The organism is Sphingobacterium faecale (assembly GCF_016746095.1).
In the GTDB taxonomy this organism is placed as follows: domain Bacteria; phylum Bacteroidota; class Bacteroidia; order Sphingobacteriales; family Sphingobacteriaceae; genus Sphingobacterium; species Sphingobacterium faecale.
The window spans coordinates 61,964-79,010 of sequence record NZ_JAERTY010000011.1; the positions used below are offsets into that span (position 1 = coordinate 61,964).

The following is a 17,047-nucleotide window of genomic DNA, read 5'->3' on the forward strand; positions in this document are numbered from 1 at the left end:
TATTATACCAGATACTCGAAGAGTGTCTGATCTTTATTGATTTCTATAAAGTCAAATTTATAAGCTTTCAATTTTTCGATAAAGGTGATGTAATCCTTCGGATCATTCAGTTCGATACCGATCAAAGCAGGGCCGCGCTCACGTTCTGTTTTTTTGATATATTCAAAACGGGTGATATCGTCTTTGGGACCTAATACCTCAGTCACGAGTAAGCGCAATGCGCCGGGACGTTGTGGAAATCGTACGATGAAGTAATGCTTAAATCCTTCGTATAATAGCGACATCTCCTTAATCTCACTCATCCTGTCGATATCATTATTTCCGCCTGACACAATGCATACCACCTTTTTGCCTTTGATTTCGTCCTTATGGAATTCTAATGCTGCAATTGATAAAGCACCAGCAGGCTCGACTACGATTGCATCCTTGTTGTATAATTCCAAGATCGTAGTGCATACCTTGCCTTCAGGAATGGATTTGATGCCGTCGAGCACCTGACTGCTGATATCGTAATTCAGCGTTCCGACTTTTTTTACTGCGGCTCCATCCACGAATTTATTGATCTGTTCCAGTTCGATCGGACCATTATTCTGGATAGCAGCCTGCATAGAAGGAGCACCTTCAGGCTCTACACCATATACCTTGATCAGCGGCGTATGTTTCTTGATGTGATACCCGATCCCCGAAGATAGTCCTCCGCCACCGATAGGGAGGATGATCACTTCCGTATCCGGGAGATCTTCTAGAATCTCTACGGCAACCGTTCCTTGACCCTCAATGATTTTAATATCGTCAAAAGGTGGGATGAAAGTCATACCATGTTTGTCGGCATATTCTAAAGCTCCTTTTTGACAATCGTCAAAAGTATCTCCTACGAGTACTATTTCGATATTTCCATTGCCCCACATTTCTGTCTGTGTTACCTTTTGTCGAGGAGTTGGGCCTGGCATGAATATTACACCTTTTATGTCCAGTCTTTTACAAGAGAAAGCAACACCCTGGGCATGGTTGCCTGCGCTAGCACATACTACCCCTCTCGTACGTTCTTCTTCCGTCAGACTGCTGATTTTATTGAATGCGCCACGCAGCTTATACGATCTGACGATCTGTAAGTCTTCTCTTTTCAGATAGATATCCGCTCCATATTTTTCAGACAGATGAATGTTATACTGTAACGGAGTGCGTGTTACAACTTCTTTTATGCGGTCCTTTGCCTGATGGCTATCTATTACCAATGTGGATAAATCTAAGCTCATTGTTTGTAGTTCTTCGTCGATCCCTTCTATTTCATTAATGAGAGCAAATCCTCGTCATTGATGTCTTTTTTTGCATCTGCCAGCGTTAGAAAACGTTCATATGTGTTTGCTAATGCATCTTTGTCTAAGTGATGACCTAGACGCTCTAAGTGATGCTTTAGCGCATGACGTCCCGAACGTGCAGTTAGGATAATGTCTGCCTCTTCCAGGCCGACATCTTCAGGACGTATGATCTCATAGTTTTCCCGATGTTTTAGGAAGCCGTCCTGGTGTATTCCCGAGCTATGTGCAAATGCATTACGCCCTACAATAGCCTTATTAGGTTGCACAGGCATATTCATCATGTCTGATACCTTTCTCGATAGATAGGTAAACATCTTACTGTTAATATTCGATGTCAACCCTCCAAATGTTTGGTTATGGACTTTTAAGATCATAGCCACTTCTTCCAACGAGGTGTTCCCCGCACGCTCACCTATACCATTGATCGTACATTCTACCTGCCGGGCGCCATTTTGTATAGCGGCGATTGAGTTTGCGGTTGCTAAGCCGAGGTCATTATGACAGTGCGCCGAGATGATAGCTTGATCTATATTGCTCACGTGTTCGGTCAGGTATTTGATTTTAGCACCATATTGATCGGGTAAGCAGTAGCCGTTCGTGTCCGGAATATTCACTACGGTAGCTCCGGCTCCGATGACAGCTTCAACCATTTTTGCGAGAAACTCTAGATCAGCACGCCCTGCATCTTCCGCATAGAACTCTACATCTTCTACATAAGACTTCGCGTGTTTCACTGCCGCGACAGCGCGCTCCAGGATTTCTTCACGTGTACTGTTGAATTTATATTTAATGTGCATGTCCGAAGAACCGATACCCGTATGAATACGAGGACGCTTAGCAAACTTTAAAGCGTCAGCAGCTACATCTATATCGTTTTTGTTGGCCCTTGTCAGTGCACATATAATGACATCATTGACAGCCTTTGAAAGCTCCACTACCGACTGAAAGTCTCCAGGACTCGATACGGGGAAGCCTGCTTCAATGACATCTACTCCTAAGTTTTCTAGATCTTTTGCAATCTCTATCTTCTCGGTGGTAGAAAGTTGACAGCCCGGAACCTGTTCGCCATCGCGTAATGTGGTGTCAAAAATGTATAAGTGATTAGGATCGTGTAACATAATTTTTTAATTAAAAAGTTAAAATTAAAAATTTCTTAGTCGGTAGTCAGTGATCAGTAGTCAGACTCTATGCTAACTACTTATACCTCATTACTAATTTATAAACTCCAGTACCTTTTGTCCCATTTCGTTTGTGCCCAATATTTTATCCTGAGGCGTGTCTGCATTGGCGATGTCACCCGTTCTCCAACCTGCCTTAAGCGTTTCAGCTACAGCAGTTGTAACCGCTTTCGCCTCTTCCTGCAAACCAAAAGCGATGTCCAGCATTAATGCTGCCGATAGTATAGAAGCTAAGGGATTAGCCTTGTTTTGTCCGGCAATATCATGCGCAGATCCATGAATCGGCTCGAAGAATCCGGTTCCGTCACCGATAGAAGCAGACGCGAGCATACCCATAGAGCCTGCAATCTGAGATGCCTCATCGGTCAATATATCTCCAAATAGATTTGCGGTAAGGACCACGTCGAACTTCTTTGGATTTTTTACCAATTGCATGGCCGCATTGTCGATAAACATGTGTTCCGTTTCGACATCTGGATATTCTGCTGCGATCTCCTGTACCACTTCTCTCCAAAGACGCGATGTTTCCAACACATTTGCTTTGTCTACTGAACATAGTTTTTTGCTACGGGTACGTGCGGCTTCATAGGCTTTGCGCGTGATACGTTCTACTTCATAACGATGGTAGTTCATTAAATCTGACGCGAAAGTATTATCATTATTTCTTTTCTTTTCACCAAAGTAAACATCTCCAGTCAACTCCCGAAAAAATAAAATATCTGTTCCACGTAACACTTCCGGCTTTAAGCTCGATGCATCTAATAGTTCGTCGAATAATAAGATAGGACGTAGATTGGCGTAAAGGCCCAAATCTTTACGGATTTTTAATAAGCCTTGTTCAGGGCGTACTTTGGCCGAAGGATCGTTGTCATACTTCGCGTGTCCGATCGCTCCAAAAAGTATGGCGTCAGCTGCCTTTGCTTTTTCCAGTGTTTCGTCAGGAAGCGGGTTTCCAGTCGCCTCTATTGCAGTGTGTCCCATTATTGCTTCATCAAAAACAAATTCATGATGGTGTTTTTGTGCAATAGCTTCCAATACTTGTTTACCCCAGGTTGTAACTTCTTGTCCAATTCCATCGCCTGGAATAATAAGGATATTTTTCTTCATTATCTTCAAAGTAAAAGTAAAAAGTAAAAAGTAAAAAACACTGTGGCTGTCCTTTACGCTTGTTTTTACTGTGTTGCGTTTTCTGTTTTTTAATAGGTCTCTTTTTCTATATGATATGTTACGGTATGTACTTGGCCCTTTTCTAATACGATTCTATGTTCTATGCACGATGGTAATAAGCTTTCGTAATGACCTACATAAATTAAGGTTTTACCATATTGTGCTAATTCATCGACAACATCATTGAAATATTTGGTCTGCTCTGCATCAAGACCTTGGCAGGGTTCATCCAATACCAATAGAGGTGGATTCTTGACAATAGTGCGTGCTAGTAAAGCCAGACGTTGTTTACCTAACGGTAAGGTCTGGAGCCGCTGATCTTTCAAATCAGTAAGTCCGAAAAATGCTAAGAGCTCATCAATCTTTTTCTTCTCTTCAAATTTTACATCCACAAACCAGCCAATACTATCATAAAAACCCGATGCTATAGTGTGCCATACCGTCGCATTTTGATCAAAATACCAATGCATCTCAGGAGAGATAATGCCGATCTTTTCTTTGATATCCCAGATACTCTCCCCTGTACCACGTTTTTGATCAAAAAGATAAATATCCAGTCCATAAGATTGCGGATGATCGCCGTTAATCAAACTTAGTAAAGTTGATTTTCCTGATCCGTTGGGTCCTTGCAATAACCACTTTTCGCCGACTTTAACTTCCCAGGAAACGTCCCTAAGAACCTCCTTGTCTCCATATCGGATATGGATGTTTTGAAGTTTGGCTACGACCTTATAAGGGGTGGGCGGGGCTGCCAACAAAAAGTCGGGAAGCCGCATTTTTTCTCTGGGGGCATTCTTGGTTAGTTGGTCCCAGCTGTCGACCTGTTCCAATTGACCATTTACGATATGGGCAAATCGGTTGATAGCTCGTGGTAGCTGTTGATCATTACTGATCAAAATGAGCTGTACACCTTCTTGTACGAGATCGTCAAGCCAGTTGTTTAAGGTTATACGGGACTGTTTATCCAATCCCGTATAAGGTTCGTCAATAATCAATAGCTGTGGTTTAGCCCATAAACCTTTGATCAGTTGCAATTTTTTATGTTCTCCACTAGACAGCTCAATCAGCTGCGTAGCGCGTGTGCTTTCAAAACCAAAGTCTTTTATACGCTGTTCTATATCCGTTAGGTCAAGGTTCTCCTTGTGTCCATAGTGTTCCAGTTCTGCCTGTACGGTCAGTGTATCCTGCCCTTGATGTTTATTGTAGCGTTGCTGGTAATAGAAATTACGGTCCCCTTCCAGATTAGTAAACTGATACCAGTTGGATATATAGATTGCTTTAGAAGGAAGCAGACTATGCTGTACATAGTTTATTCTTATCGTCTGCTCCACTATTTCTTCGCTCACAATAGCTTGAGCGAGAGTTGTCTTGCCGGAACCACTTTCACCTCCTAAAAGGTAATTTTCCCCTTTGTTGATGGACCATGAAAGATTATCCAATACTTTTTTACTGCCGTATCGGATGGTTAATTTATTGATATGCACAAAGGGCTCCAGCATATGATTTTACGAATAAAAAGAGAAAGGTCTCGTTTTCTCAAACTCCTTAACCTGATCCGTGTGGCTCAAGATAAAATCTATATCGTCATATCCATTGATCAGGCAGGACTTTTTGTAAGGATTGATTTCAAATTCATAGGAATCACCCGTTGCGACAACTGTTACTTTCTGAGCTTCCAGATCAACTTCGATAGTCGTCATTGGATCTTTAAAAACAGCAGCAAATATCTTTTCTAAAAAATCTTCAGGTACGGTGATTGGGAGTACACCGTTATTGAGAGCATTACCTTTAAAGATGTCGGCAAAAAATGAGCTGATAACGACATCAAAGCCATAGTCCTGCAGCGCCCAAGCAGCGTGTTCACGTGATGACCCACAACCAAAATTTTTACCCGCAACCAAGACCTTCCCTACGTAGGTAGGATCATTCATCACAAAATCAGTTTTAGGCTGATTGTCGCTGTCATAACGCCAGTCGCGGAATAGGTTTTCGCCAAACCCTTCTCTCGTCGTTGCTTTCAAGAACCGCGCAGGGATAATCTGATCGGTATCAATATTTTCAATAGGCAATGGAACTACCCTTGAACTTAATTTTTCAAATTTTTTCATACTATATCAATTCTCTAACATCTACAACTCTACCCTTAATGGCTGCCGCCGCTGCTGTAAGTGGACTCACCAACATGGTACGGGCATTGGGGCCTTGACGTCCTTCAAAGTTGCGGTTAGATGTGGATACACAATATTTTCCGGAAGGGATTTTGTCTTCATTCATACCTAGGCACGCTGAGCAGCCCGGTTCGCGTAATTGAAAACCCGCTTCTTCAAATATCTTGTCTATACCCTCTGATTTAGCTTGTGCTTCCACCTGCTTCGATCCAGGTACGATCCATACTTCTACACCTTCTGCCTTCTGTTTGCCCTTAACAAATGCTGCTACTTGACGCAGATCTTCAATACGAGAGTTCGTACAGCTTCCAATGAAAACATAATCTACCGGTTTGTCCAATATCCGATCGCCATCTTTGAAACCCATGTAGTCCAATGCTTTCTGATAAGAAGGCCGCTCATTATCCGGTTGAGAGACTGTAGTTGGGATGTTTTCAGTCACACCTATTCCCATTCCTGGGTTGGTGCCATAGGTGATCATAGGTTGGATATCAGCAGCATCAAATGTCAATACAGCATCGAATGTTGCATCTGTGTCCGTGTATAGCGTTTCCCAGTAGGCTACGGCATTGTCCCAAGCTTCACCTTTAGGAGCGAATTCTCTGCCTTTGATATAATCAAATGTAGTCTGGTCAGGAGCGATCAGGCCGCCCCGAGCACCCATTTCGATACTCATGTTACACACAGTCATTCTGCCTTCCATGCTCAATGAGCGAATTGCTGATCCAGCAAATTCTACAAAGTATCCGGTGCCACCAGCGGCTGTTGTTTTTGAAATAACATATAATATGATATCCTTTGCTCCAACACCTTTACCCAATTCACCATTGATTTCAATTTTCATGGTCTTGGGCTTCTGCTGTAGTAGACATTGTGTTGCGAATACCTGTTCTACCTGAGATGTACCTATGCCAAAAGCGATAGCTCCAAATGCGCCATGGGTAGAGGTGTGGCTATCTCCACAGACCATCGTTTTCCCAGGAAGTGTAATTCCCAGCTCTGGACCTATCACATGTACAATACCCTGATAGGGATGACCTAAACCATATAACTCTACTCCAAACTCTTTACAGTTCTTAGTGAGCATATCCACTTGATAGCGCGATAATTCTTCCTTGATAGGTAGATGTTGGTCTAAAGTTGGGACATTATGGTCTGCTGTTGCTACCGTCTGTTGCGGACGAAATACAGGAAGGCCTCTTTTGCGCAATCCGTCAAAAGCCTGAGGTGAGGTCACCTCATGGATAAGATGGGTATCGATATATAAGATATCAGGAAACCCTTCTTGATGCTTGACGACGTGCGCATCCCAAATTTTTTCTACTAATGTTTTTCCCATTTTCTCTCTTTCTTCTATATAGTTGTAATTTTCAAAAAGGAGGGTCAATTATAATATTTATAATTTACCCTCCGTTTTCTGCATTAAAATTACGAAAAAATTAAATTGTTTTAATGGCTTTCATTGCCGTCATTGCTTTACGCAGTTCACGGCCCACCACTTCTACCGGATGGTTACGCAATACGTCATTGATTTGAACCAATTTGATGTTGTCTACGCCGTTGTCTTTTCCTGCGTTGAAGCTTTTACCAACGACATCTGTATCTATTTTGGTCATGAAGTTTGCCAATAATGGTTTACAGGCCTGATCAAATAAGTAACAGCCATATTCCGCGGTGTCTGAAATTACGCGGTTCATTTCAAAGAGTTTTTTGCGGGCAATTGTATTAGCGATCAACGGAGTCTCGTGTAAGGACTCGTAATACGCGGATTCTGGTTTGATGCCTGCCTCGACCATAGTCTCAAAAGCAAGTTCTACACCAGCCCGTACAAAAGCTACCATTAATACATAGTTGTCAAAGTATTCCTGTTCCGCGATTTTAACATCGCCTGCAGGTGTTTTTTCGAAAGCAGTTTCACCTGTTTCCGCTCTCCATTTCAAGAGGTTGGCGTCACCATTTGCCCAGTCTTCCATCATGGTCTTGCTGAATTCGCCCGACATGATATCATCCTGGTGTTTTTGGAACAATGGACGCATGATATCTTTTAGTTCCTCAGACAGTTCAAATGCCTTTACTTTAGCTGGGTTGCTGAGACGATCCATCATACCTGTTACGCCACCATGCTTTAACGCCTCCGTGATTACTTCTACACCGTACTGAACTAATTTTGAAGCATAGCCAGCATCAATACCCTTTTCCAACATTTTGTCAAAGGAAAGGATAGAGCCCGTCTGCAATAGGCCACACAGGATAGTCTGCTCTCCCATTAAATCGGATTTTACTTCCGCAACGAAAGAAGACTTCAATACACCTGCGCGGTGGCCACCTGTACCTACGCAGTATGCTTTTGCCTCAGCCCAGCCCTTACCTTGAGGATCGTTTTCAGGGTGTACTGCAATTAGAGTAGGTACTCCAAAACCTCTTAAATATTCGGCACGGACTTCAGAACCTGGACATTTAGGGGCTACCATGATAACTGTAAGGTCTTTACGCACTTGCATGCCTTCTTCGACGATGTTGAAACCATGTGAATAAGAAAGCGTAGCTCCTTGTTTCATCAGCGGCATGACCGCATTAACTACCGAAGTATGTTGTTTATCTGGAGTTAGGTTGATAACTAGGTCAGCTGTTGGAATGAGCTCATCATACGTACCAACTTTAAAATTATTATCTGTTGCATTTTTCCAGGAATCTCTTTTCTGTTCAATAGCTTCTTTGCGTAACGCGTAGGATACGTCTAGTCCGCTGTCTCTAAGGTTAAGACCTTGGTTCAACCCTTGCGCACCCGCACCTACGATTACTATTTTTTTACCCTTTAAAGCTTCTACGCCATCCGCAAACTCTGAAGAATTCATGAATTCTGCTATACCCAACTGGTTCAATTGCTCTCTAAGAGGTAATGTGTTGAAATAATTTGCCATTGTTTTACTATTTAAAATTTTCTTTTTAAAGATTTAGTTATTTATAAGTGTTGATTATTCTTTTTTGTGCGATAGCATATCCGTAATGCAGGTTATCATGTCCTGCAGACAGCTGGATGACTTCTTCGATCGTCGACATAGTTTCTTTGTAGGTGTCGGTAGCAAAAGGTGTGATATGATTGAACACGCCTGTGTGGTAATCACTTTCAATTTGCTCTATCGAGGAGAGGGCTAATGCCTTTAAGTCGTTGAGCTCCTCTTGAGAGACGGTATAGGCCGGTTTAGATCCTTTGACGTAAGATTTTAGATATTTGACCTTAGCAGTATCTTCACTGATACCGGATCTTAAATAACACAAAGCAGGAGCTACCACAACAATATGCCCAAAATTCCAGATAATATTATTGTTAAATCCAGGCGGGATTTCATTGAGCTGCTCCAGCGTTAAGCTGTCAATCAATTGAATGAATGCCTTGCGCGTCTGAATGATGAATTTAAACGTGTTTTCCATGTTGTTATCTAGTTCTAACCTAATCACCTTACATTGTAAACACTTTATCCTGTTGATCCAAGAATTCGTTTTCAACGATATCCGGTGCAGGTTCTTCCCGTTCAAATTGTTTTAATTTTGTATGGAAGCCAGCGCTGTCTTTGATGATAGCGATACGTGCACCACGGACAAATTCGATCAAGCCATATTTTGTCAATTCCTGAGTCAGACGGTCTATCTCCTCGCGGTGTCCTGCAGTCTCAAAGACGATGTAGTCAGGACGGATCACCACGACATTGGCGCCGTATTGACGTAACAGTCGCTCCACGTAAACTTTTTCATTGACGACATCTGCCGGTACTTTATAGAGTGCCTGTTCTTGCCAGATCAACTCTTCATTGGTGTTGAAGTAGGCTTTTAGCACCTCCACTTGCTTCTCGATTTGACGACATAGTTTACGCACAACTTCTTCGCCCTCGGCTATCAAGATTGTAAAGCGATGAATGCCTTCCACTTCTGATGGAGAAGTGTTTAAACTTTCTATATTGATTTTACGACGAGAGAATATGTTGGAGATACGACCTATCATACCTATGGAGTTCTCTGTATATATCGTAATGGTAAATTCTTGTTTTTCCATTTCAAATTAAAAATTAATTAAGTTAAAAGTCAGAAAAGTATAGCCTTTTAATTCTTGCTCTTAACTATTATTGTAACTAAAATCCTTATTATTTCGTCCGTTTCTTTCAGTAGTTCAGGTATCTTTTCGCTATCAGTTAATATGGTTTCGTTGATCAGCTTCAACCAATATTCCGTTTCTTTAGCAGATTTAAGAGCTATGATATGAAATTTAAGAAAGTCATTCTTCGATGATCCTGCTTTTCCTTCCGTTATATTTGCACCTATGGAAGTAGCACTCCTGACAAGCTGATCAAAAACAGAGTGAAAAATACGTTCAAAAGAAGAGTCTTTTACGAAAAGAACGATGCTTTTGGAGAATTCAAAAGCTCTATCCTTAATATCAAAAATCCTTTTATTAGCCTCCATTTCTAACTTCTAGTTTTTTACTTCTGACTTCCTACTTCTGACTTCCTACTTCTGACTTCCTACTTCTGACTTCCTACTTCTGACTTCCTACTTCTGACTTCCTACTTCAATCGTATCTCCGACACACTTGTTCCTTGTGCAACCATAGGGAATACATTGTTTTCCTTTCCTACCATTACTTCCAATAGATAAGAACCGTCGTGATTGAGCATAGTTTCTAGCGCTCCACGTAAGTCTTTCCTTTCGGAAATCTTATTGCCGTCAATATAGTAACCTTTTGCAACGGCTACAAAATCTGGACTGGTGATGTTCACGAACGAGTAACGTTTGTCATGAAAGAGCTGTTGCCATTGGCGTACCATTCCCAAGAACTCATTGTTCAGAATAAGTATTTTTACTTTGGCACCAAATTGCATGATTGTCCCTAATTCCTGGATAGTCATCTGTATCCCACCATCGCCAATAATAGCGACAACATCACGATGCGGTGCGCCATACCATGCTCCGATTGCAGCTGGTAACCCAAAGCCCATGGTGCCTAATCCACCAGAAGTAACGTTGGATTTAGAGCTGTTAAATTTGGCATAGCGACAGGTGACCATTTGGTGCTGGCCGACATCAGTAACGATGACTGCATCGCCCCCTGTGAGGTCATTTAATACCTTTATTACTTCACCCATCGTCATGACATCACCTTTGGGGTTCAACTCATCTTGGATAACTTCCTTGATTTCTTCTTTTTCCAGTTCGCGAAATTGTTGGACCCATTCCGAATGATTTCCTTTGTCAATCATTTCTGTCAATAGGGGAAGGGTCTCTTTACAGTCTCCCCACACAGGTACGGTGGATTTGACATTTTTGTCGATTTCTGCTGGATCTATATCTAGGTGGATGACCTTAGCTTGTTTCGCATACTTATCAAGCCGCCCTGTTACACGGTCATCAAAACGCATACCTATAGCGATGAGTACGTCACATTCATTGGTCATCACATTAGGCGCATAGTTACCATGCATACCCAACATGCCGACATGTAGTGGATGGTCTGTTTCCAATGCACTCAGTCCCATCACTGTCGTCGCAGCAGGGAAGCCACCTTTCTCTATAAAGTTTTTAAACTCCTGTTCTGCCTTTCCGAGTATGATACCTTGTCCAAATACAACAAAGGGTTTTTTAGCAGCGTTAATTACCTTTGCGGCCTCTTCTACATACTCTTTACGTACGATAGGAGCAGGGCGGTAACTGCGCACATGATCACAGGCTTTATAACCTTTGTAGTCAAAAAGCTGTAACTGTGCATTCTTTGTGATATCTATTAACACAGGGCCTGGTCTTCCGGTGCTGGCAATGTAAAAAGCTTTGGCTAATACACTTGGGATTTCTGTTGCATCAGTGACCTGATAGTTCCACTTGGTGACAGGGCTTGTGATATTGACCACATCCGTTTCCTGAAAAGCGTCTGTTCCTAAGAGAGAAGCAAATACTTGTCCTGTAATACAGACGATGGGGTTACTGTCAATCATAGCGTCAGCTAGTCCTGTAACAAGGTTTGTCGCTCCGGGGCCACTTGTCGCAAAAGCTACACCTACACGTCCAGATGTGCGTGCATATCCCTGTGCAGCATGAATTCCACCTTGCTCATGACGGACCAAAATATGCTTTAAACGGTCATTATAATCATATAATGCATCGTAGATGGGCATGATGGCACCGCCCGGATAACCAAATACAGTATCCACGCCTTCGTGGGTTAATGCTTCCAATACAGCCTGAGAGCCTGTTAATTGAGAAGCCACCGTCGTTTTTTGGTTTTCCTTTGTTTCCGTTTTTTCCAGTGTACTCATATTCATTTAAGTATAAAGTAAGAAGTAGGAAGGCGTACACCTGCCTATTTCTTACCTAGTTTCTAATTTCTGACTTCTAACTTCTGACTTCTAACTTCCTATAAATCCGTTACACATCCCAGTGACGCGTTGGCTACTGTTTTCGCATATTTGTATAAGACCCCTTTGCTGACCTTCAGTGCGGGTTGTTTCCAGGTACTGCGACGTTCCGCAATTATGGCATCAGTCACTTTTAGACTTATCGTGTTGTTCACCGCATCGATCTCGATGATATCGTCATCCTCAACTAAACCTATTAAACCTCCTTCATAGGCTTCTGGTGTGATGTGACCAACGACAAAACCATGTGTCCCGCCCGAGAATCTTCCGTCCGTAATCAAAGCCACCGAATTGCCTAATCCTGCACCGATGATTAATGAGGTAGGCTTCAGCATTTCGGGCATACCTGGAGCGCCTTTAGGCCCTTCATTCTTGATAACGATTACGTCTCCAGGTTTGATGCGGCCGGATGATACACCTGCTACAAGGTCATGTTCCCCATCAAATACACGCGCAGGGCCTACGAATTTCTCCCCTTCCTTACCCGATATTTTGGCAACAGAGCCTTGCTCGGCCAGGTTACCGTATAATATCTGTAAGTGCCCTGTTGCTTTGATAGGCTTGTTTAAAGGCTGAATAATAGGTTGCTCATAATCCATAATGGATCGTACCCCTTCTAGGTTCTCTGCCAATGTTTTACCTGTCACGGTTATACATTCGCCATGCAGCAAGCCTTCATTTAATAAATATTTTAACACGGCTGGTACACCGCCATAGTTGTGTAGATCCTGCATCAAGTATTTGCCAGATGGCTTGAGGTCTGCCAATACCGGAGTCTCGTCAGACATACGTTGAAAATCGTCTGGCGTAATATCTACACCGACGGCATGTCCCATGGCAATAAAGTGCAAAACGGCATTGGTTGACCCACCAAGTATCACAATAGTACGTATTGCATTCTCAAATGCCTTTCGCGTCATGATATCAGAAGGCTTAATGTCTTTTTCCAAAAGGATGCGGATGTATTTGCCAACTTCTAGACACTCTTTTTGTTTTTCTTCAGATACTGCCGGATTAGAAGATGAATAGGGAAGGCTCATGCCTAGCGCTTCAATGGCCGAAGCCATGGTATTTGCAGTATACATGCCACCGCAGGCTCCCGCTCCTGGGCAGGTATGACGTATTACACCGTCATAGTCTTCATCCGATATGTTACCAGCGATCTTCTTTCCTAACGCTTCAAATGCAGACACAATATTCAGCTCTTCTCCTTTATAATGTCCTGGTGCGATAGTTCCTCCATAAACCATAATAGCAGGGCGGTTCAATCGGCCCATAGCCATAATAGCGCCAGGCATATTCTTGTCACAACCGGGGATAGCGACTACACCATCATAATATTGACCACCACAGATGGTCTCTATACTGTCTGCGATTACGTCGCGAGAGACTAGAGAGTAGCGCATACCATCTGTACCGTTACTCATACCGTCACTGACACCGATTGTGCCAAATGTCAATCCCACAAGATTATTGCTCCATATACCTTTTTTGACAACTTGTGCCAAATCATTTAGATGCATGTTACAGGTGTTCCCATCATAGCCCATACTAGCGATTCCTACCTGCGCTTTATCCATATCCGCGTCAGTAAGGCCGATCCCGTAGAGCATAGCTTTTGCCGCAGGTTGTGTCTCATCCTGGGTAAATATTCTACTGTACTTGTTTAATGTCTTTTCGTTATCAGATGATGACTTCATAATTTTCTTGTTCTAAGACTAAATTTTTATATTTTCTTTGAATAGATGCGCCGATACTGTGTTCCCATTCTTCTTTGTAGGTGACATGATCGACTTGTTTAATCCCGATAATCTCTGCAGCAGTGCCACTTAGAAAGGCACTGTCTGCAGTATATATATCCTGGATGGTTAGTTTTTTTTCAATAATGTCAAAACCCAATTCTTTACAGATATTGATAACGGTTTGACGGGTGATTCCTGGGAATACATTTTCCAAAGGAGGGGTGAATATTTTGAAATCCTTCTCGATAAAGATATTCTCACTCGAAGCCTGCGCTACAAACCCTTCCTGGTCTAGTAGAAGTGCTTCGTCAAATCCATGGCGTTGTGCATCACTAGTCGCCAATATCGAGTTGATATACTGCCCTGAAGCTTTTGCTTCAATAGGAAATGATTTTGCATTTGGACGCTCAATAGACGATATGTTTACGCGCAGTAGATTCTGACCAAGATAAGGTCCCCATTCCCAAGCGGCAATCATAATATTTGCTTGATCCGAAGATGTAAGATGCATGTTCGAACCAGAAAACACCAATGGTCTGATGTAGGCAGCACGGAGGTTATTAGATTCTAAGAGCTCGTATGTTTTCTCTATTAAGGTACGATTGTCCCAAGTGTAGGGTAGTCTTAATGCTTCACAGGATTTCCTCAACCGTTCAAAGTGTGCTTCGGCTTTGAATATACGTGTGCCATTGTGCGTATTGTATGCACGTAGTCCTTCAAAAGCGCCATAGCCATAGTGTAAAGATTGTCCAAATAAATCCACACCAGCCTGGTCGGCTTTCACAAACTCATCGTTAAGATAGACTAATGTGTTTTGATTATAGTACTGCATACATTACTTTTTTTTAGGATAATTCCACCATTCCAAAATGCTTTCATTTTGTCCTTTCATTCACATCCTCAAGTTAGCCCGATTTAAAATTCTATACAATAGGCAAATAGAGTATTTTGAAAAAGTTTATTATTTTAATCAGATGTCCCTGTTTTTATTTATAGTTTGTTTGTTTTTGGTTAATCAAAATTTAATTTTGTTCAACGTGAACCATATTTAAAATTGGTTCATTTGTTAAAAAATATTGATTTTTGAAAAAGAGGCAGAATTCTTCTTAAAAAGATAGAGACTGCGTAAAACTTTTATAAAAATGCCTTTTGTGAAACCCATAAAAAAAGCCCTTAAAACTTTGAAGTCTTAAGGGCTTTTTTTTATCGTTTCTTTTTCTATTCCTGCACAATTCCTTCTGCTAAAACGATGATATTGTTGTCCTTTACTTCAACCACACCACCTTTAATAATAATGACGTGTTCGACACTACTAATATCCTTAATAATGACTTTTCCATCGTCTAGCGTAGACACAATAGCAGCATGCCCCTTCAAAATTTGAAAAGAGCCTGCAGATCCTGGTACCGTAACCGCTGTAACGTCACCTTCGTAAGCTAATTTGTCTGGTGTTATTATTGTTAATTTCATATTACACCGCCTCTGCTAATAATTTCTTACCTTTCTCGATAGCGTCTTCGATTGTACCTACCAAGTTGAAAGCTGCCTCTGGATATTCATCAACTTCACCATCAATAATCATATTGAATCCTTTGATGGTGTCTTTGATGTCAACTAAACAACCTTTTAAACCTGTAAACTGTTCTGCTACGTGGAATGGTTGTGATAAGAAACGTTGTACACGACGAGCACGGGTTACAATCAATTTGTCCTCATCAGATAATTCATCCATACCCAAGATCGCGATAATATCTTGAAGTTCTTTGTAACGTTGTAAGATTTCTTTTACGCGTTGTGCTGTGTTGTAGTGCTCATCGCCCAATACAGCTGGAGATAAGATACGCGATGTCGAATCCAATGGATCCACCGCAGGGTAGATACCTAGCTCAGAAATTTTACGTGACAATACTGTTGTTGCATCCAAGTGAGCGAATGTTGTCGCTGGAGCAGGGTCAGTTAAGTCATCGGCAGGTACATATACCGCTTGTACAGATGTAATAGATCCATTCTTAGTCGATGTAATACGCTCCTGCATTAGACCCATTTCTGTTGCTAATGTAGGTTGGTAACCTACCGCTGATGGCATACGTCCTAATAATGCGGATACTTCAGATCCTGCCTGTGTAAAGCGGAAAATGTTATCGATAAAGAATAATACGTCACGACCTTGTCCTTGACCATCGCCATCACGGAAATATTCAGCTACTGTAAGTCCTGACAACGCAACACGTGCACGTGCACCAGGAGGCTCGTTCATCTGACCGAATACGAAAGTACATTTAGAGTCTTTCATTAACTCTTCATCTACTGTATTCAACGGCCATTCGCCTTTTTCCATTCCTTCCATGAAGTGATCACCGTATTTAATAATACCTGATTCCAACATCTCGCGAAGTAAGTCATTTCCTTCACGTGTACGCTCTCCAACTCCGGCAAATACAGAAAGACCACCGTGCCCTTTAGCGATATTATTGATTAATTCTTGGATTAATACTGTTTTACCTACACCTGCACCTCCGAATAATCCGATTTTACCACCTTTAGCATAAGGTTCTAAAAGATCAATAACCTTGATACCTGTAAAAAGTACCTCAGACTCTGTAGATAAATCGTCAAATTTAGGTGGCGTGTTGTGGATAGACCGTCCATTAGTTCTGTCCAATTCACGAAGGCCGTCAATCGGCGAACCGACCACGTTAAATACACGACCTTTGATTTCTTCTCCAACAGGCATTTTGATCGGAGCACCAGTATCAACTACTTTCATGCCACGTACCAAACCTTCTGTTGCATCCATCGCAATCGTACGAACACGCTCTTCACCAAGGTGTTGTTGAACTTCTAAAACGACACGTTGTCCATTTTCTTTTTCAATGTACAATGCATCGTAAATCTTAGGAAGATTTTCATTGTCGGCAAAGTTGACGTCAACCACTGGGCCGATAATCTGCGCTATTTTACCAATATTGGGCATATTATAGGGACTAAAATTTATTAATCTATTTATAAACAGCTATTTTCATAGCTGTATTTTGGAATGCAAAAATAAGGTATATCTATTTAAAAGCAAAA

15 protein-coding genes are annotated in these 17,047 nt (G+C 41.8%); all 15 read right to left on the minus strand.

Features of this window, described 5'->3' with window-relative positions; translation table 11 throughout:
• Nucleotides 1-2 precede the first annotated feature (2 nt).
• The gene (gene ilvA, locus JKG61_RS18985; protein WP_202104545.1) at nucleotides 3-1,256 is read right to left on the minus strand and encodes a threonine ammonia-lyase IlvA; all 1,254 of its coding nucleotides are present in this window, start codon (nucleotides 1,254-1,256) and stop codon (nucleotides 3-5) included.
• Nucleotides 1,257-1,282: 26 nt separating this feature from the next.
• The gene (locus JKG61_RS18990; protein WP_202104546.1) at nucleotides 1,283-2,437 is read right to left on the minus strand and encodes a 2-isopropylmalate synthase; all 1,155 of its coding nucleotides are present in this window, start codon (nucleotides 2,435-2,437) and stop codon (nucleotides 1,283-1,285) included.
• A 93-nt stretch (nucleotides 2,438-2,530) separates the two neighbouring features.
• Nucleotides 2,531-3,604: a 3-isopropylmalate dehydrogenase gene (gene leuB, locus JKG61_RS18995; RefSeq protein WP_202104547.1), complete on the minus strand. Its 1,074-nt coding sequence runs from the start codon at nucleotides 3,602-3,604 to the stop codon at nucleotides 2,531-2,533.
• 89 nt (nucleotides 3,605-3,693) lie between these two features.
• A complete protein-coding gene (locus JKG61_RS19000) occupies nucleotides 3,694-5,163 on the minus strand; it encodes an ATP-binding cassette domain-containing protein (protein ID WP_202104548.1) in 1,470 nt (489 codons plus the stop codon).
• 6 nt (nucleotides 5,164-5,169) lie between these two features.
• Entirely contained in the window at nucleotides 5,170-5,772 is a 603-nt protein-coding gene (gene leuD, locus JKG61_RS19005; protein WP_202104549.1) for a 3-isopropylmalate dehydratase small subunit, read from the minus strand.
• 1 nt (nucleotide 5,773) lies between these two features.
• Nucleotides 5,774-7,171, minus strand: coding sequence for a 3-isopropylmalate dehydratase large subunit (gene leuC / locus JKG61_RS19010; RefSeq protein ID WP_202104550.1), 1,398 nt, complete (start codon nucleotides 7,169-7,171; stop codon nucleotides 5,774-5,776).
• A gap of 100 nt (nucleotides 7,172-7,271) precedes the next feature.
• Nucleotides 7,272-8,753, minus strand: coding sequence for a ketol-acid reductoisomerase (gene ilvC, locus JKG61_RS19015; protein WP_202104551.1), 1,482 nt, complete (start codon nucleotides 8,751-8,753; stop codon nucleotides 7,272-7,274).
• 37 nt (nucleotides 8,754-8,790) lie between these two features.
• Complete coding sequence (locus tag JKG61_RS19020) at nucleotides 8,791-9,264, minus strand: DinB family protein (RefSeq protein WP_202104552.1); 474 nt, start codon at nucleotides 9,262-9,264, stop codon at nucleotides 8,791-8,793.
• Nucleotides 9,265-9,292: 28 nt separating this feature from the next.
• Nucleotides 9,293-9,883: an acetolactate synthase small subunit gene (ilvN, locus tag JKG61_RS19025; RefSeq protein ID WP_202104553.1), complete on the minus strand. Its 591-nt coding sequence runs from the start codon at nucleotides 9,881-9,883 to the stop codon at nucleotides 9,293-9,295.
• A 47-nt stretch (nucleotides 9,884-9,930) separates the two neighbouring features.
• Nucleotides 9,931-10,290, minus strand: a complete 360-nt coding sequence (locus tag JKG61_RS19030) for a four helix bundle protein (protein ID WP_202104554.1) — start codon at nucleotides 10,288-10,290, stop codon at nucleotides 9,931-9,933.
• Nucleotides 10,291-10,391: 101 nt separating this feature from the next.
• Nucleotides 10,392-12,134 (minus strand): biosynthetic-type acetolactate synthase large subunit, encoded by a 1,743-nt coding sequence (ilvB, locus tag JKG61_RS19035; protein WP_202104555.1) that lies wholly within the window; start codon nucleotides 12,132-12,134, stop codon nucleotides 10,392-10,394.
• Between the two features lie 98 nt (nucleotides 12,135-12,232).
• A complete protein-coding gene (gene ilvD / locus JKG61_RS19040; RefSeq protein ID WP_202104556.1) occupies nucleotides 12,233-13,933 on the minus strand; it encodes a dihydroxy-acid dehydratase in 1,701 nt (566 codons plus the stop codon).
• Complete coding sequence (locus JKG61_RS19045) at nucleotides 13,917-14,807, minus strand: branched-chain amino acid transaminase (protein ID WP_202104557.1); 891 nt, start codon at nucleotides 14,805-14,807, stop codon at nucleotides 13,917-13,919. The genes ilvD and JKG61_RS19045 overlap by 17 nt, the downstream gene beginning before the upstream one ends.
• Before the next feature lie 386 nt (nucleotides 14,808-15,193).
• On the minus strand, nucleotides 15,194-15,445 hold the full coding sequence (gene atpC / locus JKG61_RS19050) for an ATP synthase F1 subunit epsilon (protein WP_021071268.1): 252 nt from the start codon (nucleotides 15,443-15,445) through the stop codon (nucleotides 15,194-15,196).
• A 1-nt stretch (nucleotide 15,446) separates the two neighbouring features.
• The gene (atpD, locus tag JKG61_RS19055; protein ID WP_202104558.1) at nucleotides 15,447-16,949 is read right to left on the minus strand and encodes a F0F1 ATP synthase subunit beta; all 1,503 of its coding nucleotides are present in this window, start codon (nucleotides 16,947-16,949) and stop codon (nucleotides 15,447-15,449) included.
• Nucleotides 16,950-17,047: the final 98 nt, after the last annotated feature.